The organism is Nocardioides sp. Z38_18, assembly GCF_058215695.1.
Genome location: NZ_JBZAJE010000001.1, coordinates 1,071,966 through 1,091,611, shown reverse-complemented (window position 1 = coordinate 1,091,611; position 19,646 = coordinate 1,071,966). Strand labels below are relative to the sequence as shown.

Annotated in this window: 16 protein-coding genes; 9 read left to right on the top strand and 7 right to left on the bottom strand. The window is 70.8% G+C overall.

All coding sequences use genetic code 11. The features are described 5' to 3' along the window. Nucleotides 1–4: 4 nt before the first annotated feature. From AC4BGC_RS05130 to AC4BGC_RS05120, 3 genes are all read right to left on the bottom strand, one after another. Nucleotides 5–1,042: a zinc metalloprotease gene (locus AC4BGC_RS05130; protein WP_490554648.1), complete on the bottom strand. Its 1,038-nt coding sequence runs from the start codon at nt 1,040–1,042 to the stop codon at nt 5–7. A gap of 26 nt (nt 1,043–1,068) precedes the next feature. Further along, on the bottom strand, nt 1,069–1,338 hold the full coding sequence (locus AC4BGC_RS05125) for a DUF3039 domain-containing protein (protein ID WP_490545546.1): 270 nt from the start codon (nt 1,336–1,338) through the stop codon (nt 1,069–1,071). Nucleotides 1,339–1,471: 133 nt separating this feature from the next. After that, nucleotides 1,472–2,026, bottom strand: a complete 555-nt coding sequence (locus AC4BGC_RS05120; RefSeq protein WP_490554647.1) for a hypothetical protein — start codon at nt 2,024–2,026, stop codon at nt 1,472–1,474. A 145-nt stretch (nt 2,027–2,171) separates the two neighbouring features. Here AC4BGC_RS05120 and AC4BGC_RS05115 point away from each other — a divergent pair, with 145 nt between their 5' ends. Then, nucleotides 2,172–2,864, top strand: coding sequence for a TetR/AcrR family transcriptional regulator (locus AC4BGC_RS05115; RefSeq protein ID WP_490545549.1), 693 nt, complete (start codon nt 2,172–2,174; stop codon nt 2,862–2,864). A gap of 52 nt (nt 2,865–2,916) precedes the next feature. On the opposite strand, the gene AC4BGC_RS05110 is transcribed toward AC4BGC_RS05115, so the two are convergent. The 3 genes from AC4BGC_RS05110 to AC4BGC_RS05100 all read right to left on the bottom strand — a co-directional run bounded on the left by AC4BGC_RS05110 (nt 2,917) and on the right by AC4BGC_RS05100 (nt 5,280). Further along, nucleotides 2,917–3,957, bottom strand: a complete 1,041-nt coding sequence (locus AC4BGC_RS05110; protein ID WP_490554645.1) for a DUF3048 domain-containing protein — start codon at nt 3,955–3,957, stop codon at nt 2,917–2,919. A 71-nt stretch (nt 3,958–4,028) separates the two neighbouring features. Next, entirely contained in the window at nt 4,029–4,787 is a 759-nt protein-coding gene (locus tag AC4BGC_RS05105; RefSeq protein WP_490545552.1) for an SDR family NAD(P)-dependent oxidoreductase, read from the bottom strand. Nucleotides 4,788–4,836: 49 nt separating this feature from the next. Next, nucleotides 4,837–5,280 (bottom strand): HIT family protein, encoded by a 444-nt coding sequence (locus AC4BGC_RS05100; RefSeq protein WP_490545554.1) that lies wholly within the window; start codon nt 5,278–5,280, stop codon nt 4,837–4,839. 84 nt (nt 5,281–5,364) lie between these two features. On the opposite strand from AC4BGC_RS05100, the gene AC4BGC_RS05095 reads away from it, so the two are divergent. The 5 genes from AC4BGC_RS05095 to cydD all read left to right on the top strand — a co-directional run bounded on the left by AC4BGC_RS05095 (nt 5,365) and on the right by cydD (nt 14,874). Continuing rightward, a complete protein-coding gene (locus AC4BGC_RS05095; protein WP_490554644.1) occupies nt 5,365–7,815 on the top strand; it encodes a phosphoketolase family protein in 2,451 nt (816 codons plus the stop codon). Nucleotides 7,816–7,820: 5 nt separating this feature from the next. Further along, nucleotides 7,821–8,945, top strand: coding sequence for an acetate/propionate family kinase (locus AC4BGC_RS05090; protein WP_490554643.1), 1,125 nt, complete (start codon nt 7,821–7,823; stop codon nt 8,943–8,945). Between the two features lie 112 nt (nt 8,946–9,057). Further along, a complete protein-coding gene (locus AC4BGC_RS05085; RefSeq protein WP_490554642.1) occupies nt 9,058–10,497 on the top strand; it encodes a cytochrome ubiquinol oxidase subunit I in 1,440 nt (479 codons plus the stop codon). A gap of 22 nt (nt 10,498–10,519) precedes the next feature. Continuing rightward, complete coding sequence (cydB, locus tag AC4BGC_RS05080) at nt 10,520–11,554, top strand: cytochrome d ubiquinol oxidase subunit II (protein ID WP_490554640.1); 1,035 nt, start codon at nt 10,520–10,522, stop codon at nt 11,552–11,554. Next, a complete protein-coding gene (gene cydD, locus AC4BGC_RS05075) occupies nt 11,551–14,874 on the top strand; it encodes a thiol reductant ABC exporter subunit CydD (protein ID WP_490554639.1) in 3,324 nt (1,107 codons plus the stop codon). Before cydB ends, cydD begins: the two co-directional genes overlap by 4 nt. Here the strand turns inward: cydD and AC4BGC_RS05070 are convergent. After that, nucleotides 14,826–16,208: an alpha/beta hydrolase domain-containing protein gene (locus AC4BGC_RS05070; RefSeq protein WP_490554638.1), complete on the bottom strand. Its 1,383-nt coding sequence runs from the start codon at nt 16,206–16,208 to the stop codon at nt 14,826–14,828. The two genes, cydD and AC4BGC_RS05070, sit on opposite strands and share 49 nt — an antisense overlap. A 115-nt stretch (nt 16,209–16,323) precedes the next feature. Here AC4BGC_RS05070 and AC4BGC_RS05065 point away from each other — a divergent pair, with 115 nt between their 5' ends. The 3 genes from AC4BGC_RS05065 (at nt 16,324) to AC4BGC_RS05055 (ending at nt 19,642) form a co-directional block, all read left to right on the top strand. Next, the gene (locus AC4BGC_RS05065; protein ID WP_490554637.1) at nt 16,324–17,733 is read left to right on the top strand and encodes a WS/DGAT/MGAT family O-acyltransferase; all 1,410 of its coding nucleotides are present in this window, start codon (nt 16,324–16,326) and stop codon (nt 17,731–17,733) included. A gap of 16 nt (nt 17,734–17,749) precedes the next feature. Further along, complete coding sequence (gene gdhA, locus AC4BGC_RS05060) at nt 17,750–19,099, top strand: NADP-specific glutamate dehydrogenase (protein WP_490554636.1); 1,350 nt, start codon at nt 17,750–17,752, stop codon at nt 19,097–19,099. Between the two features lie 120 nt (nt 19,100–19,219). After that, the gene (locus tag AC4BGC_RS05055) at nt 19,220–19,642 is read left to right on the top strand and encodes a hypothetical protein (RefSeq protein ID WP_490545566.1); all 423 of its coding nucleotides are present in this window, start codon (nt 19,220–19,222) and stop codon (nt 19,640–19,642) included. Nucleotides 19,643–19,646: the final 4 nt, after the last annotated feature.

Below are 19,646 nucleotides of genomic sequence, written 5' to 3'. Positions count from 1 at the left end.
GGCGTCAGTACCGGTACTTCGCGAACGCAGCGTCCATCCGTAGCACCTGGCCGCGGGTGAACATGTTCATGCAGGAGTCGAGCGAGAAGTCCATGAAGTTGCGGACCGGATCGAGCCCCGGCGCCGGACAGGTGTCCCGGGTGGTCGGGCAGTAGTAGCTGGGCTCGGCCTCGGCCGGGGTGTCGGCCACCGAGTCCCCGCTGCCCTCGCAGCCGCCCTGGAAGGTGTGGAACAGACCGAGCCAGTGACCGGTCTCGTGGATCAGGGTGTCGCCGAGGTTGTAGCCCCTGGCACCTCCACCGGGGATGGCCTTCAGGCTCACGGCGAGGCCGTCCTGCTTGGGGGCGTAGGCGGCCTGCCACGGGAAGCGGGCCCAACCGAGGAGCGGGTTGTTCTTCGCCCCGGTCCCGCCGAAGTAGATGTTCAGGGTGCGGGCGTTGCCGCGGTGCAGCTTGCGGCGCATCTTGCGCTCCACGGCGCTGTTCGGCGCCGCGTGGAACCAGCGGTCGTTGCGGGTGGTGGTGACCTTCTTGAGCACGAACCGGTAGCGGCTCCACGCGCTGTGGGAGCTCTGCTTCCTGGCCATGGCGTTGTTCATGATCTGGAGCATGTTGCGGATGCGCTTGGGGCGCAGCTTCGGGCGCTCACCGCGGTGCTTGCCCTTGATCACGTGGGCGTGGACCGGGATCACCACGTAGTTCGGCAGGCGGGGCTCCACCTGGCGGGCCACGATGCCCGCGCGGGTCTCCCGGGCCGGCAGCGCCTGCACGTCCTGACGGGTCACCTGGCGGGTGTCGGCGCCCTTGCGCCACTGGGGCACTCCGGAACCGCCGGCCTGACGGGTCGCGGAGGCCTCGGTCTCGCACGGGTCCGCGTGCCCCCGGTGTGAGCCGGTGTGTGAGTCGGTGTGTGCCCCGGGGTGTGACCCCGGACGCGACTCAGGCTGTGACCCGGCATACGAGCCGGTGTGCGCTCGGGTGGCGGCCGAGGAGGGAGCGCTGACCAGGAGTGGCAGCACGGCCACGGCGGCGGCGACGAACACGGGGACGACGGTCCTGCTGAGGACCCTCACTCGGGCTTGTCCCCGTCCCGCATTCCGTCCCAGATCTCCTTGCAGTCAGGGCAGACCGGGAACTTCTGCGGGTCACGGCTGGGGATCCACACCTTGCCGCACAACGCGACCACCGGCGTCCCGTTGATCATCGCGTCCATCAACTTGTCCTTGGGTACGTAATGGGACAGCCGCTCGTGGTCGCCGTTGTCGGTCGTCTGGGTGCGTTCGTCGAGACGTGTGTCCTCGAGGACATCGGTCCCGACGCCCGGTGTCTGGGTGCTCACCACAGCATCGTACGCCGGACCGGCGAGACACGGCGAAACCCCAGGCCGGGGGGGACCGGGTGGCGCGGAGGGAGGGCCGCGCACCGGGGGGCCTGGGGTTTCGCCAGTTCAGGGGGCCGGGCAGCTGGGCGGATCAGGCGGCGAGGACCGCCTTGATCCGGTCGACGAGCGAGCTGCCGGGCGCGGTCCCGGCGGCGCCGGAGGCCGTGGGGGGCTCCCCCACACGGGCGTTCGAGCTCAGCTGGAGGCGGGCCTGGTCCTCGACGCGCCGGCCAACCGGGACCGCCGCCGCGTCGGGCCTGCTGGCGAGTCCGGCGGCGGTCGCCAGCCGGGCCTGCTCGCGTTCCCGGGCCCGGTTCATCGCCGTGGCCATCTCGGGGCTCCGGGGGGAATCGGTGTACCGGTCGATGATCATCCGGACACCGGGCAGCTCCTCGGCGGTCGCCTGCCAGGCCGTGGCCACGCCGGACTCGAGGTCCAGCGGCTCCAGCATCAGGGCCCGCTCGATGTTGCCGGAAAGCCGGGCGTGCCACTTGAGCAGCAGCGCGCCGATCAGGTCCAGCTCGTCGCGGAAGTGCTCGGCCACGCCGACCACGTCCATCGGGAGCACTCCGTCGCAACGCTCGTTCGCCGTGCTGACCACGGTGCGCAGGGTGTCCCCGCGGTTGTGGAAGGTGTTCCAACCCATCGTGTCTTCCCTTCATGGAGCAATCACATACCGGAAGTACGTACTCAAGGTATGTGAGTGCTCCTCGCAGCACCAGTCACGACGCGCGTGACCTCACCCACACCGATGCCGTGGCGCGGCCCGCCCACCGACCTAGACTGCCCGGATGACCCGTTCGCCTGCCGAAAGACTTCTCACCGGTCTCCCCAAGGTCACCGGTGGCTCACGGCGCGCCCAGTACTCCGCGTCCACGAAGCGGGCGCTGATCGACGTGGCCACCGTCCAGTTCGGCGAGCACGGGTACGGCGGAACCAGCCTCGACGCCATCGTCGCCGGCGCCCGCGTGACCAAGGGCGCGCTCTACCACCACTTCAGCGGCAAGCAGGGCGTCTTCGAGGCGGTCTTCGCCAAGGTCGAGGAGGACGCCACCAAGAGCATCAAGTCCGCCCTGCGCGGCACCAACGACCCGTGGGAGAAGGCCCGCGCCGGACTCCGCGCCTTCCTCGCCGTCGTCCAGGAACCGGTCTACCAGCGCGTGGTGATCCAGGACGGCCCCGCGATCCTGGGCTATGAGCGCTTCCGCGAGCAGGAGGAGCGGTCCAGCTACGGGATCGTCCAGGACATCGTCAGCTCGGTGCTCGAGGCCTCCACCTACGAGCTCGACGAGCCGATGAAGCAGACCTTCAGCCGGATCTTCTTCGGTGCCATGTCGGCGGCCGGTGAGAGCGTGATCACCGCCGAGGACCCCCGGCAGGCGGTGCTGCGCCTCGAGGCGGCCATCCTGTTCATCCTCGAGGGCCTCAGGTCGCTGGCCGACCAGGGCATCGTGCTCACCGACCCGGCGCTCGAGCAGGAGTGACCGAGCAGGAGTGACCGAGCAGGAGTGACCGGGCAGCAGTGACCGGGCAGGCTCAGGGAGCGTAGGCCACCCGGCCACCGGCACGGTCGTTTGGCACCAGCTCCACCCACACGTGCCCGGCCGGGACCTTCACCGGGCCGGCCTCGGTGCTGAGCTGGATCGGAGTCTGCCGCGACCTCTTGGTCCAGGTGCCGCGGACGACCTCACCCTTGTGGAAGAGCATCATCTCGCCCTTGCCCACATAGATCGTCTCGGGCACGGGGTTCCCGGCGGGGTCCCGGTAGCCGGCGTCGCCCTGACGCACCCGCACCACCAGGACGCTGTCGGGCACGAAGCGCTGGCCCGGCTCGGCGTGGCTGTTCTGGTTGCGGTACTTGCCGCCCTGGTACTTCCACGAGGTGGTGTGCGACTTGCTGAAGACGGCCTGGATGCTCTTGGCGGGCTGGCCGCCTGCGAAGTCGGCCTCCTTGCCCCACGGCAGGTAGCTGGCGGGGACGATGGCCTTCTTCCGCACGGTCTTGGCCAGCTTGGGCAGGTCCACCATCAGGTTGTACGGCGCCCGCCGCCCGCTGTCGCGGAAGTAGCCGGGACCGCCCTCGCTGAAGAAGGTGATCTTGGCCTTCCTCATCCGCGCGTTCGTGGGCGGGGCTGCCCCGCTGGCCACGAGGACGCCGTGGGCGGGTTGGACGATCCCGATGTCGGAGGCGCGCATCGAGCGCACCGGACCGACCGTCTTGGGGAGTTTCGAGTAGAAGAAGACCGCCAGCCTGGTGCTGCCACCCTCGACCAGCTGCTCGGTGACGAGGTCCGCCTTGTTCAGCCCCACCTGCGGCTGGGAGTTGCCGGTGTTGTCGATCTTGGTGACCAGCACCGGGTGGTCGGGGGTGGCCCCGGTGACCGGCTCGCCGGTGAGGGGCCACAGGGCCGCCAGCTCCGCGCCTCCCTGGATGGGCTGCGAGCTGGGCTTCTTCGCCTCGTCGTCCTGCCCACCGCAGGCCGCCATCGTCAGGCTCAGGGCGACTGCCGTGAACGCGGCGACGAGACGAGCGGGGCCGCGGACCGGTCCGCGGCTGGCGCTGGCACGTGAAGTCATGTCTTCAGCATGACAAAGCGGGCCCTGCTTTGCCGCAGGGCCCGCCCGTGTTGTAGCAGATTTAACTCGGCTCAGATCTTGGCGCCGCCGTCGACGTAGAGGGTCTGACCGGTGATGTAGGACGCCTCGTCGCTGCACAGGAACGCGGCGGCGGCGGCGATGTCCTCGGGCTGCCCCACCCGCTTGACCGGGTTGGCCTCCGCGTTCAGCTTGCGGAACTCCTCCACGTCGAGCTTGAGCCGGCGAGCCGTGTCGTCGGTCATCTCGGTCGCGATGAAGCCCGGAGCGATCGCGTTGACGTTGACGCCGAAGGGGCCGAGCTCGAGCGCCAGGGTGCGGGTGAAGCCCTGCACGCCGGCCTTGGCCGCCGAGTAGTTGGCCTGGCCACGGTTGCCGTTCGCCGAGACGCTGGAGAGGTTCAGGATCTTGCCGTACTTCTGCGCGACGAAGGTCTTCTGGGCCGCCTTGCTCATCAGGAACGCACCCTTGAGGTGGACGTTCATGACCGCGTCCCAGTCGTCCTCGGTGAGCTTGAAGAGGAGGTTGTCGCGGGTGATCCCGGCGTTGTTCACCAGCACGTGCAGGCCACCGAGCTCGCTCAGCACCTGCTCGACGGCTGCGTCGACCGAGGCGGCGTCGGTGACGTTGCACGCCACGCCGATCGCCTTGGCGGTCCCGCCGAGGCCTTCAGCGGTGGCCTGGGCCTGCTCGAGGTCGAGGTCGAGTACGGCGACCGAGGCACCTTCCTCGGCGAAACGCCTGGCGGTGCCCGCTCCGATGCCCCGTGCGGACCCGGTGACGATTGCTACCCGTCCGTCGTACCTACCCATGTGTCCTCGTCCTCTCGTCGTGACTGCTGGGCCCTCTCTGGGGCCGCGGTCACTCTAGGGCAGCCGAGATCCGGGCCGCCCAGGCGTCCCTGTCCGCGGTGCTCTCGTACTTCGTGCGCGGCCAGAAGAACCCGCGCAGCCCGTCCCCCTTGGTGCGGGGCACCACGTGGCAGTGCAGGTGCGGCACCGACTGCGAGACGACGTTGTTCATCGCCACGAACGACCCCTGCGCCCCCAGGCCGTCGACCATGGCGGCGGCCAGCCGTTGCGCGGCCGCCAGGAACGGGTCCCGCAGGGAGGCGGGCAGGTCGGGCAGGGTCACCACGTGCTCGCGCGGCACGAGCAGGACGTGCCCCTTGAACAGCGGCCGGATGTCGAGGAACGCGGCGAAGTCGTCGTCACCCCACACCAGCGAAGCGTCCGTGTCGCCGGCGGCGATCGAGCAGAACAGGCAGGCGGCGGAAGGCTCGGCAGGACCGGCAGATCGGGACATTCGCACTGCCTACCCCACCGCTGGGGCGCGTTCAAGATGACGATCGGCCCTTTCCAACAGAGACGGCAGCGGAAACGATGGGGTATGAGCCGAAACGAGCCCACGAAGAGCACCGTCCAGGGACGCCCCCTCGGCAAGTCCGAGCTCGGGCGGATCGACGCCTGGTGGCGAGCGGCCAACTACCTCTCCGTCGGGCAGATCTACCTGATGGACAACCCGCTGCTGCGCGAGCCGCTGCGGCCCGAGCACGTGAAGCCGCGGCTGCTGGGGCACTGGGGCACGACCCCGGGGCTGAACTTCATGTACGCCCACCTGAACCGGGCGATCATGGCCCGCGACACGGACATGATCTACATCATCGGGCCCGGTCACGGCGGGCCCGGCCTGGTCGCCTCCGCCTGGCTGGAGGGGACCTACACCGAGGTCTACCCCGGCATCACCCGCGACGCCGAGGGGATGCGGGCGCTGTTCCGGCAGTTCTCGTTCCCGGGCGGGATCCCCAGCCACGTGGCCCCGGAGACCCCCGGGTCGATCCATGAGGGCGGCGAGCTCGGCTACTCCCTCTCGCACGCCTACGGGGCCGCCTTCGACAACCCCGACCTGGTCGTCGCGGCGATCGTCGGCGACGGCGAGGCCGAGACCGGTCCGCTCGCCACCAGCTGGCACTCCAACAAGTTCATCGACCCCGCCAACGACGGGGCCGTGCTGCCGATCCTGCACCTGAACGGCTACAAGATCGCCAACCCCACCCTGCTCGCGCGCATCCCCGAGGAGGAGCTGGTCGCGCTGATGCGGGGCTACGGGCACACGCCGTACATCGTCTCCGGCTCGGACCCCGAGGAGATGCACCAGGCGTTCGCAGCCACGCTGGACCACTGCCTCGACGAGATCGCCGACATCCAGGAGGAGGCCCGCTCCACCCGCAAGCGCAAGCAGCCCGTACGCCGACCCTGGCCGATGATCGTGCTGCGCTCCCCCAAGGGCTGGACCGGCCCCAAGGAGGTCGAGGGCAAGCGGGTCGAGGGGTTCTGGCGCTCGCACCAGGTGCCGTTCGCGGCAGCCCGCGAGGACGACGCGCACCGCGAGGTGCTCGAGGAGTGGATGCGCAGCTACCGCCCCGACCAGCTCTTCGACACCGAGGGAGCACCGGTCCCGGAGATCGCCGACCTGCACCCGGCCGGCACGCGCCGGATGAGCGACAATCCCCACGCCAACGGCGGCATCCTGCTCAAGGACCTGAGGATGCCCGACTTCCGCGACTACGCCGTCGAGGTCGAGGCCCCCGGCACGGGTGCGGTGGAGTCGACCCGCGTCCTCGGCACGTTCCTGCGCGACGTGATGGCCAAGAACATGGAGAACTTCCGGATGTTCTCCCCCGACGAGAACAACTCCAACCGGATGCAGGACGTGCTGGAGGTGACGAACCGGGCCTGGAACGCGGAGACCCTCCCCTACGACGACCACCTGGCCGTCGACGGCCGGGTGATGGAGATCCTCTCCGAGCACACCTGTGAGGGGTGGCTGGAGGGCTACCTGCTCACCGGCCGGCACGGCCTGTTCTCCTGCTACGAGGCGTTCATCCACGTCGTCGACTCGATGTTCAACCAGCACGCCAAGTGGCTCAAGGTCACCGACGAGATCGCGTGGCGACGCCCGATCGCCTCGCTGAACTACCTGCTCACCTCGCACGTGTGGCGCCAGGACCACAACGGGTTCTCCCACCAGGACCCCGGGTTCATCGACCACGCGATGAACAAGAAGGCCTCGGTGGTGCGCGTCTACCTGCCGCCGGACGCCAACACCCTGCTCTCGGTGGGTGACCACTGCCTGCGGAGCAAGCAGTACGTCAACGTCATCGTCGCCGGCAAGCAGCCCGCGCCGCAGTACCTCACGATGGACCAGGCGATCGTCCACTGCACCAAGGGCATCGGCATCTGGGACTGGGCGAGCAGCGACATCGGCACCGAGCCGGACGTGGTGATCGGCTGCGCGGGCGACGTGCCGACGATGGAGGCACTGGGCGCCGTGATGCTGCTGCGGGAGTTCTTCCCCGACCTGCGGATCAGGTTCGTCAACGTGGTCGACCTGATGCGCCTCCAGCACGAGGACGAGCACCCGCACGGGCTCTCCGAGGCCGACTTCGACTCGCTGTTCACCCGCGACAAGCCGGTGATCTTCGCCTACCACGGCTATCCCTGGCTGATCCACCGGTTGACCTACAAGCGCCACAACCACGGCAACTTCCACGTCCGTGGCTACAAGGAGGAAGGGACCACGACCACCCCCTTCGACATGACGGTGATGAACCAGCTCGACCGGTTCAACCTCGCGATGGACGTCATCGACCGGGTCCCGCGGCTCCAGGCGACGTCGGGCTCGGCCCGCGAGACCCTGAAGAACAAGCTGATCGAGCACAAGATCTACGTGCGCACCCACGGCGTGGACCTGCCCGAGATCCGGGACTGGCGGTGGTCCTCCGATCCCGGGCCGAAGTTCACCACCGAGTCCCCCGAGCTGAACACCCCCGAGGCCTGAGGGACGTGCGCGTCCTCGTGGTCAACGCCGGTTCGAGCAGCCTCAAGGTGGCGCTGTTCGAGGGCGACAGCCAGGTCGCTGCCGCCACGGTGGAGCGCTGGGAGGGCGAGGCGCACCTCGAGCCGATCAGGGAGTTCATCGAGGCCACGCACGGCATGGACGCCGTGGAGGCCGTCGGGCACCGGGTGGTGCACGGTGGCCCGGAGATGAGCGAGCCGACGCTCGTCGACGACGACGTACTTGCCTACCTGGACTCCATCGAGGACCTCGCCCCGCTGCACAACCCGCGCGCGATCGCCGGCATCCGCGCGGTCCGCGAGCTGCTCCCGCGCGCGCCCGAGGTGGTGTGCTTCGACACCGCCTTCCACGCCCGGATGCCGCTGCCCGCGCAGACCTACGCGCTGCCCCGGGAGTGGAACCAGCGGCTGCGGCTGCGGCGCTACGGCTTCCACGGGCTCAGCCACGCCTACGCCGTACGACGGGGCGCCGAGCTGATCGATGCCGACCTGCACGACCTGCGCGTGGTGTCCTGCCACCTCGGCGCGGGCGCATCGCTGGCCGCCGTCCGCGACGGGACCTCGGTCGACACCACGATGGGCTTCACCCCGACCGAGGGCCTGGTGATGGCCACCCGCTCCGGCTCGGTAGACCCCGGCCTGCTGATGTGGCTGCTGGTGCACGGCGAGCAGACCCCCGAGGGCCTGACCGACGTGATCGAGCACGGAGCCGGCCTCAAGGGGCTCTCCGGCACGAGCGGCGACATCCGCGAGGTACTGGCGGCCCGGGAGCGCGGCGACGCGGACGCCACCTTGGCCTTCGAGGTGTTCGTCCACCGGCTGCGCCGCGAGATCGGCGCGATGGCCGCCAGCGCCGGAGGGATGGACCTCCTCGTGATGACCGGCGGGATCGGTGAGCACTCCCCCGAGGTCAGGGCCGCCGCGGCACGTGGCCTCGAGCACCTCGGTGTCGCCCTCAACGAGCAGGCCAACCTGGCCGTCACCGGCGACGGCGAGATCAGCGCGCTCACCGCCACCGCGCGCACCGTCGTGGTCGCCGCGTCAGAGGGCACCGAGATCGCCCGGGAGACCCGTCGCGTCGTGGCCGCCGGGGCCGGTCCCGCGCCCCGGTGATCCTGCTCACAACCAGCTGAGGACCTTGGTCCCACACCTCGGGGCCGAGCGCCACCTGTGCCGTCGGGGGTCGCGTTTCTAGTCTCGGGTGAACCTTCGACCAGGAGCGTCTGTGGACACCGTTGACATTGCCCGATGGCAGTTCGCCATCACCACCGTTTACCACTTCCTGTTCGTACCGATCACGATCGGGCTCTCCGCGATCGTGGCCGGTTACGAGACAGCCTGGCTGCGGACCGGCAACGAGAAGTGGTTACGGCTCACCAAGTTCTTCGGCAAGCTCTTCCTGATCAACTTCGCTATCGGCGTGGTGACCGGAATCGTGCAGGAGTTCCAGTTCGGGATGAACTGGAGCGACTACTCGCGCTTCGTGGGCGACATCTTCGGCGCCCCGCTCGCGATCGAGGGCCTGCTCGCCTTCTTCCTCGAGTCCACGTTCCTGGGCCTGTGGATCTTCGGGTGGGACCGGCTCTCCCCGAGGCTGCACGCCGCCTGCATGTGGATCGTGCACATCGGCACGGTGCTGTCGGCGTACTTCATCCTGGCGGCCAACTCGTTCATGCAGCACCCGGTGGGCTACCGGTTCAACCCGGACACCGGACGTGCCGAGCTCACCGACTTCGTCGCCGTGATGCTGAACAAGGTGCAGCTGGTGACGTTCCCGCACACGATCCTCGCGGCGTACATGACCGGAGCGGCGTTCGTCGTGGGGGTCTCGTTCTGGCAGATGCGCCGCCGGGCCGCGAAGCCCGCCGACGCCCCGATGTACCGCAGCGCGCTGCGCACCTCGGCCGCCATCGTGCTGGTCGCGGGACTGGGCGTGGCGATCTCGGGTGACGTGCAGGGCAAGATCATGACCGACGTGCAGCCGATGAAGATGGCTGCCGCGGAGGCGCTCTACGAGACCGAGCAGCCGGCTTCTTTCTCGATCTTCACCCTCGGCACCCTCGACGGTGAGTCGGAGCTGTTCTCGGTCACGATCCCGAAGGTGCTGTCGTTCCTGGCGACCGGTAACCCGAACGGCAAGGTCGAGGGGATCAACGAGCTGCGCGAGAAGTACGAGAAGAAGTACGGCGAGGACCCCGGCGCGAGCTACTACTCGGCGAACTACGTCCCCAACATCCCGATCGCGTACTGGACCTTCCGGCTGATGATGGGCCTGGGCATCGCTGCCGCGGCGTTCGCCGGATGGATCCTGTGGGCGACCAGGCGCGGGCGCACCCCGACCGGGCGACCGATCCTGTGGGCCGCGATCTCGCTGCCGCTCCTGCCGCTGTTCGCGAACTCGTTCGGCTGGATCTTCACCGAGATGGGCCGCCAGCCGTGGTCCGTGTTCGGTCTGCTCACCACGGCGCAGTCGGCCTCGCCGAGCGTCAGCCCGACCGAGGCGATGATCTCGCTGGTCACCCTGACCCTGCTGTACGGCGTGCTCGCCGTGATCGAGGTCAAGCTGATGCTCACCTACATCGACCGCGGCGCGGACGAGCTGCCCCCGCCCCCGGACCCGGCCGACAAGGACGACGAAGACCGTCCTCTCGCCTTCGCCTACTGAACGCCCCAGGAGACCTCCGATCATGGAACTGACGACCATCTGGTTCGCCCTCATCGCCGTGCTGTGGATGGGCTACTTCGCTCTCGAGGGCTTCGACTTCGGCGTCGGCATGCTGCTCCCCGTGCTGGGCAAGAGCGAGAAGGAACGACGGGTGCTGATCAACACGATCGGCCCCGTGTGGGACGGCAACGAGGTCTGGGTGCTGGTGGCCGGCGGCGCCACGTTCGCCGCCTTCCCGGAGTGGTACGCCACCCTGTTCAGCGGGTTCTACCTGCCGCTGCTGCTGATCCTCGCCGCACTGATCGTGCGAGGCCTCGCCTTCGAGTACCGCGCCAAGCGCGACGACGCCGGCTGGCGGCGTCGCTGGGACCTGGCCGCGACGGTGGGCTCCTTCGTGCCGGCGGTGCTGTGGGGCGTGGCGTTCGCCAACATCCTGCGCGGTGTGCCGATCGACGGTGACGGGGAGTACGTCGGCGGCTTCTTCAACCTGCTCAACCCCTACGCGCTGCTCGGTGGCGCGATGACGCTGCTGCTGTTCCTCACCCACGGGGCGATGTTCATCGCGCTCAAGACCGAGGGCCCCATCCGCGTGGCCGCCCGGGCGCTCGCGGTCAAGGTGGGCCTGGCGGCGGCCGTGGTGGCCGTGGCCTTCCTGGGCTGGACCCAGGCGCAGACAGGCTCCGTGGCCTCGGCGGTCGCCTTCGTGGTCGCGGCCGTGGCCCTGCTCGCGGGCCTCGGGGCGATCCGGGCGATGCGCGAGGGCTGGGCCTTCACCGGCACCTTCATCGCGATCACCGCCGGTATCGCAGGGCTGTTCCTCGCCCTGTTCCCCAACGTGATGCCCACCAGCCTGGCGTCGGGGATCGACCTGACGACGACGAACGCCGCCGCGACGACGTACACACTGAAGATCATGACCGTGGTCGCGGTGATCTTCACCCCGATCGTGCTGCTCTACCAGAGCTGGACCTACTGGGTCTTCCGCAAGCGGATCTCGGTGCACCACATCCCCGAGTCAGTCACCGTGCCCGCCGCGGACCCCGCAGCCTCGCAGTGAAGCCGAACGACCCGAGGATCCGCCGGCAGCTCTCGCCCGCGCGGAGACCGCTGGCGGGGGTGCTCGTCGCCGGAGTCGGGACCAGCGTCCTGGTCATCGCCCAGGCCTGGGTGGTCGCAGGCCTGGTGGTCGCGGCGCTCAGGGGCGGGGACGTCGTCGCCTGGGGCCTCGCCGTGGCGGCGGTCTTCGCCTGCCGCGGCGCCCTGGGATGGGTGAGTGACATCTGGTCGGCGCGCTCGGCGGTGCTGGTCGGGACAGCCCTGCGGCAGCGGATCCTGTCCGTGGTGCTGCAGCGGATCGCGGAGGGGAAGCCCTCCCCGGCGTCGGGCGAGACCGCGGCGCTGGCCACCCGCGGCGTCGCCTCGGCCGAGCCCTACCTGACCCGCTACGTCCCGGCCTTCGCACTGGCTGGCGTGCTCCCGGTGCTGACGGTGGTGGCCATCGCCACCCAGGACCTGCTCAGCGCGCTCATCGTGGTGTGCACCCTCCCCCTCGTCCCCGTCTTCGGGGCCCTGGTCGGGCTGGCCACACGCGACCGCGCCGAGGAGCAGTGGCGGTCGATGGCCTCGCTGTCGAGCCACTTCCTCGACGTCGTCCGCGGCCTGCCCACGCTGGTGGTGCACCGCCGCGCACGCGCGCAGTCACAGACCATCGCCACCATCACCGACCGCTACCGGCAGGCCACCCTGCGGACGCTCCGGCTGGCCTTCGCGTCCTCCGCGGTGCTGGAGCTGGTCGCCACCCTCTCGGTGGCGCTGGTCGCCGTGAGCGTCGGCCTGCGCCTCGCCTCCGGCGGCCTCGAGCTGCAGACCGCGATCGTCGTACTGCTGCTGGCGCCGGAGGCCTACTGGCCGCTGCGCCGGGTGGGCGCGGAGTTCCACGCCGCCGCCGAGGGCGTCGCCACGTTCGAGGCCGTCGACGAGCTGGACGACTCCGGCGAGGCGACCCCTGAGGAGCAGGCCACGACCGCAGGACCCCCGGACCGGCCGCTGGTCGTGAGCGGCCTCACCGTGCGCTACCCCGGACGACCCACCCCCGCCGTGGACGACCTCGACCTGAGCATCCCGCCCCGCGGCGTCACGGTGATCACCGGACCCTCCGGTTGCGGCAAGACCACGCTGCTCTCCGCGATCGCCGGCCTGGTGCCCGCCGAGCGCGGCGCCGTCAGCGTCCCCGGCCCGATCGCGTGGCTCCCCCAGCGCCCGGTCTTCGTGGCCGGCAGCGTCGCGGACAACCTCCGCCTGGCCGACCCCGGCGCCGAGGACTCCCGGCTATGGGCGGCGTTGCGCCGGGTCGCGCTCGAGGAGCGCGTCCGCGACCTCCCCCACGGTCTGGAGACCGGGGTGAGCGAGGACGGCGCCAACTTCTCCGCCGGCGAGCGCGCCCGCCTCGCCCTGGCCCGCGTCGTACTGGCCGAGCGCCCCTGGGTGCTCCTCGACGAGCCCACCGCCCACCTCGACGACCTCACCGAGCAGGTCATCCTCGACACCGTCACCGAGCTCGGCCGGACCAGCGCAGTCGTCGTCGTGGCCCACCGCCCCGCGATCCTCTCGATCGCCGACACCCTGGTGGAGCTCTCCGCCCCCGAGCCCGCCCCCAACCCGATAGTCCGAGACGCAACCGTCGCGGATGACCGGTTTGTACGACGGGAACGTCTCGGACTACCCGGAACTCCCGCTCCACCCCGTACGACGAGCATGTGGCCGGGCACGCTGCTCGGTGCGCTCGCCTCGGCGTCGGGGGTGGCGCTGACCGCCACGGCGGGGTGGCTGATCGTGCAGGCGTCGACCCACCCACCGGTGCTGACGCTGATGGTCGCGATCGTCGGGGTGCGCACGTTCGGGCTCGCGCGTCCGGCGCTGCGCTACGTCGAGCGGCTGAAGTCCCACGACGTGGCACTGCGCCTGCTGGCCAAGCGCCGCGTCGAGGTGTACGACGCCCTGGTGCCGCTCACGCCCGGACGGCTCGGGAACCGTCGCGGGGACGTCCTGGCCGCGATCGTCGACGACGTGGACAGCGTGGTCGACCGCGAGCTGCGGGTGCGGATGCCGGTGCGGGTCTTCCTGCTCGTCGGTGCCCTCGCCGTCGCTGTGGCCTGGGTGCTGGCGCCGCCCGCAGCACTGGTGGTCGGCCTCACCACTGCCGTGGCCGGTGCCCTCGCCTACGGCGTCGCCCGCATCGGCGCCGGCCGGGCCGAGGCCGCCGGCATCGAGCGCCGGGCGGCGCTCTCCACCGAGGTGGTGGAGGTCCTCCAGACCGCGACCGAGCTGGTGATGTGGCAGGCGGGTGACCGGGCGCTGGACCGGGTGGCCACCGCCAGCGACCGGACCGGCGCGGCGCTCGTCTCCGCCGCCCGCTGGACCGGTGCCGCGCGGGGGCTGGCGCTGCTCGCCTCCGGCGCGGGAGTCGCGGCAATGGCCCTGCTCACCGAGCCGCTGGTCTCGTCGGGCGAGCTGTCCGGGCCGATGATGGCCCTGTTGGTGCTGCTGCCGCTGGCCCTCGCGGACCTCGCCGTACCGCTGGCGGACGCAGCCGCGCTGGCCGCCCGCACCGCCTCCGCCGCCGACCGGCTCTCCGCGCTCGAGCACACCGCTCCACTCGTGGAGGACACCCCGCGACGCCCCCTCCCCGACTCCAGCAACGTCGTCCTCACCGACGTCTCCGCGGGGTGGGGGGACGCCGACACCCTGCAGCACCTCTCGCTCCCGGTGCCGCTCGGCGCACGAGTCGGGGTCGTCGGGCCCTCGGGCAGCGGCAAGACCACCCTGGCCGGGCTGATGCTCCGCTTCCTGGACCCCTCCGCGGGCGAGATCACCCTGGGGGGTACGCCGATCCACCTGCTCGGCCTCGACGACCTGCGCAGCGTGGTGGGGCTGGTCGACGACGACCCGCACGTGTTCGGCACCAACCTGGCGGAGAACGTCCGGCTCGCTCGGCCCGACGCCACCGACGAGGAGGTGGCGCAGGCGCTGCGGCAGGCACGGCTGGGCGACTGGCTGGCCACCCTGCCCGACGGCCTGGACACCTGGCTCGGGGACGGGCACGCCCAGGTCTCCGGCGGTGAGCGGGCACGGCTCGGCATCGCCCGCGCGCTCCTGTCCTCGCAGCGCGTGCTGGTGCTCGACGAGCCGATCGCCCACCTCGACCACGCGACGGCGACGCAGCTGGCCACCGAGGTCCTCACCGGCCCCCGTGATCGCAGCATCGTCTGGATCACGCACGCTCCCGTGGGCCTCGACCTCGTGGACCGCGTGGTCGACCTGGGGCGCGATCAGCCGGGAACGCGCTCGGGCCGGGCCTCGGCCAGCAGCGCCTCCTGATCCTCGGCGAGCACGAACCGGGCCGCCACGGCCTGCTCGACCGCGTCGCGGTAGCGCTTGAGGTAGGTCTCGGGAGACCCGTACACCCGCGCGAGCACGTCCGGCTCCAGCGGCAGCGAGCGCCCGAACAGCTGGCACAGGTGGGAGGCGCCGGGCGCGGCCAGCCCGGAGTGCACCTCCACGGGCACGTCCACGGCGGGAGTCCGTACGCCGCCCCGGACGTTGCCGAGCCCGTCGAGGACGAACGACTCGGGGACCGTCCCCTGCTCCACCTCGAGCCGGTCGGCGCGGGGAGCCGGCGGGCCTCCGCGCGCCCAGGTGTCGAGGTGCCTGAGCGCGGCCCGGACCACGAAGCCCTGCTGTCCCCGGTTGATCGGCTCGGAGCAGCCGAGGAACGGCTCGGCCTCGCCGATCACGAACCGGTCCGCGTGCGCGGCCCCCGCCACCTCCCACAGCCGGAGGTGCTCGGAGTCGGGCTGGCGCGCGGCCAGGTAGCCCAGGGAGCCCAGCACGTCGGTCTCGGTCTGCACCATCACGACGGGCACGCCGAGGTCCTCCCTGATCCGCACCGGCTCGGACACCAGCCGGCGCACGTCGAGCGGGCGACCGGGCTCGCCGAGCGGGGCGGCGTACCTGGCCCGGCTGTGCACCAGGAACCCGTCGAAGGCACCAGCTACCGGCTGCACCCCGTTGACGTAGGTGGTCAGCGCGAACGCGGACTGGGACTCCCCGACCGCCAGCGTGGCGGTGACCTCCAGCCCGTCGAGCGGGTCCCCGGGCCGCGCGGCGACCAGCCCGAGGGCGACCTGGGTGAAGATGTCGTAGCAGTAGGCGTCACCGGGGTGGTGCAGGGCGCCGTACCTGTCCGGGTCGAGGTGGCGCAGCCCGTTGCGAGGCGTCTCGGACCCCTGCGGCAGGTCCACCACGGCGCGACCGCCCTCGACCCCGGTGAGCTGCGCCGACACCCCGGCCCAGGCGTAGCCGCGGCGGAGCAGCTCGTCCGCGAGGTAGGTGTAGTCGGGCGCCGCGTCCTCACCGCTGCTGACGTTGAGCCACTCGACGACGAGCGTGCCGTTGAAAGCGGCGGGGTCCAGGGGCCGCCGTACGAGCACCCGGGTCGCGAACTCCGCACGGTCCCGCTCCCGCAGCACGAACCTTCCCTCGGGCCCCCACTCGAGCGCCTCGAAGGATGCGGCCTCCCCGCGGGCCAGGAGCTCCTGCTCGCCGTACCCGGCCGGAGCCAACGGCGGTCCCGGCACGGCGGCGAGCAGCCGCACCCCCTGACCTGCGTCCAGGAGCGCGAAGCTGGCCGTGGGCCGGTCCGGGGTCGACATGGCCGAACGCTAACCGGGTGCTCCGCCGGGCCGCAGCCGATCACTGCCACCCGGCAGTCCGCGGCGGGGACCTTCGACTCTGGGACGGACAAACCTCGCGGACCACGCTGGGCACATGGACAGACTCACCCCGCTCGCAGCAAGCTTCCTCGAGGCCGAGGACGTCGACGGGACCGCCTCGCTGGCCATCGGCTCGGTGGCGATCTTCGAGGGTCCCCTGCCCGACATCGACGACTTCGTGGCCACCATCGCCGGCCGGCTGCCGCTGGTCCCCCGCTACCGCCAGAAGGTACGCCGGGTGGCGCTGGGCCTGACCGCCCCCGTCTGGGTGGAGGACCCCGACTTCGACCTGGGCTGGCACATCCGCAGCACCGCGTTGCCGGCCCCCGGGGGTCGACCCGAGCTGGCGCGGCTGCTCAGCCGGGTGATGTCGCGCCGGATGGACCGCAGCCGGCCGCTGTGGGAGTACTGGGTCTGCGAGGGGCTCGAGGGCGGCCGCTGGGCGCTGCTGTCCAAGGTGCACCACTGCATGGTCGACGGGGTCTCCGGCACCGACCTCTACCGGCTGCTGCTGGACCCGACGCCGGTCCCGCGCGAGCCGGAGGCAGACACCTGGCAGCCGCCCCGTCCGGAGAGCGAGTGGGCCTTCACGGGTCGGGCGGTTCTCGACCTGGCCTCCTCCCCCGCCCGCACCGTGAGTGCCGCGGTCGGCGCCCTGTCGGCGCCCCGGCTGCTGCTCGCCCGCACCGTCGCCTCGACTGCCGGCCTGCTCAGGCTCGCCGAGGCGGCCCGCCCAGTGCACCCGACCTCGTTGACCGGCTCTCTCGACGGGAGCCGGCGCTACGCCTGGGCGCAGGCCACGCTCAGCGACATCCGCACGGTCCGGGCGGCCCACTCGGTGACCGTCAACGACGTGGCGCTGGCCGCCATCACCGGTGGCTTCCGTCGCCTGCTCCTCTCCCGCGGGGAGACGCCGGACGCCCGTGCACTGCGCTCGCTGGTGCCGGTCTCCATGCGGGCACCGGGCGAGGAGTCGATCCCGGACAACCGGGTCTCGATGATGCTCCCCTACCTGCCGGTGGACCTCGAGGACCCCGTGGAGGTGCTGGCCGCCGTGCACGCACGTGTCGCCGCGCTCAAGACGGGTCACGAGCCGGAGGGCGGCGCGAGCGTCACCACCCTGGCTGAGTACGGCCCGTTCGCTGCGGTGAGCTGGGCGATCCGGGCCGGCATGCGGTTCCCGCAACGCCAGGTGTCCACCGTGACCACCAACGTGCCCGGGCCGCGGGACACGCTGTACGCCCTGGGGCGCGAGCTGCAGGAGCTGCTGCCCTACGTCCCGATCGCGGACCGGGTGCGGATCGGGGTGGCGATGTTGTCCTACCGCGACGCCTTGACCTTCGGGATCACCGGCGACTACGGGTCCGCCGGGGACCTGGACGTGCTCGCCGAGGGGATCACTGAGACACTCGGGGAGCTGGTGCGCCGGTCCGGGACCGCCACTGAACTCACCCTCAGCACCTGAACAAAGGAGCCACTGCGTGCCCACCCTCGACGAGAAGCTGCACGACGTCTACGACGAGGTGCTGCGCCGCAACCCCGGCGAGAACGAGTTCCACCAGGCCGTGCACGAGGTCCTGGACAGTCTCGGTCCCGTGGTGACCAAGCACCCGGAGTACCTCGACACCGCCGTCATCCGGCGGATGTGCGAGCCGGAGCGACAGATCATCTTCCGCGTCCCGTGGGTCGACGACCAGGGTTCGGTGCACATCAACCGCGGTTTCAGGGTGGAGTTCAGCTCCGCGCTCGGCCCCTACAAGGGTGGCCTGCGCTTCCACCCCTCGGTCTACCTCGGCATCGTGAAGTTCCTCGGCTTCGAGCAGATCTTCAAGAACTCCCTGACCGGCATGCCGATCGGCGGCGGCAAGGGCGGGTCCGACTTCGACCCCAAGGGACGCTCGGACGCCGAGGTGATGCGGTTCTGCCAGGGCTTCATGACCGAGCTCTACCGCCACATCGGCGAGTACACCGACGTCCCGGCCGGCGACATCGGCGTCGGCGGCCGCGAGATCGGCTTCCTCTTCGGCCAGTACAAGCGGATCACCAACCGCTACGAGTCCGGCGTACTCACCGGCAAGGGACTGACCTGGGGCGGGTCCCAGGTCCGCACCGAGGCCACGGGCTACGGCACCGTCTACTTCGTCGACGAGATCCTCAAGGCGACCGGTGACTCCTTCGAGGGCAAGTCGGTCGTGGTCTCCGGATCCGGCAACGTCGCGATCTACGCGATCGAGAAGGTGCACCAGCTCGGCGGCAAGGTGGTCGCGTGCTCCGACTCCGGCGGCTACGTCGTCGACGAGGACGGCATCGACCTCGACCTCCTCCGCGAGATCAAGGAAGGGCGCCGGGGGCGGATCTCGGAGTACGCCGACGCGAAGTCCGGGTCCGTGCGCCACATCACCGACGGCTCGGTATGGGACGTGCCGTGCGACGTCGCGCTGCCGTGCGCCACCCAGAACGAGCTCGACGAGGACGGCGCGGCAGCGCTGATCAAGGGCGGCTGCACGGTGGTGGCCGAGGGCGCGAACATGCCCTGCACCCCCGACGCCGTACGTGCCTTCGTCGAGGCCGGGGTGAAGTTCGCACCGGCCAAGGCCGCCAACGCGGGCGGGGTGGCGACGAGCGCGCTGGAGATGCAGCAGAACGCCTCACGCGACTCCTGGACCTTCGAGCACACCGAGGAGCGTCTCGCCGAGATCATGCGCGGGATCCACCAGCGGTGCCTGGAGACCGCCGAGGAGTACGGCAGCCCCGGGAACTACGTCGCGGGCGCGAACATCGCGGGCTTCATGCGCGTCGCCGACGCGATGCTGGCGCAGGGCATCATCTAGGGACCACGACGGTCGGGCGTCCGGAGAATTGTCCATTTTGCTCCGCCAGCACCGCGGCGGCCACTACCTTGTGCCGACCGCACCGCCGGGTGTGGATCTCCCCAGCACCTAAGGAACCCCATGACTGTCCTCCGTCGTACCGCAGCGACCGCCGTCGCCAGCTTCGCCATCGTCCTCGCCGTGCCTGCCGTCCACGCGGAGGCCGCCAAGCCGCTGCGCTTCGAGACCCTGGCGAGCATCAACGGCGCCAAGATGCAGGCGTGCCGGATCCCGACCAAGGCCACGCAGCCGGTCAAGATCAAGGTCCGGATCAACGCCACCAAGGCGAAGTCGCGGGTCAACGGCATCGCGCAGCCGACCCGCAAGGACATCTCGGTGGGCAAGAACTGGAAGTCGGGCTGGGTGAAGAAGGGCAAGGTCAGCAAGGTCGGGACGGTCAAGATCCCCCGGGGTGCGGGCTACGCACTGAGCGCCGGTCTCGGCACCGGCGCCATGGGCAACGGCACCACGGCCACGGCGGCCTCCATCCGCACCTGCCGCTGAGTCA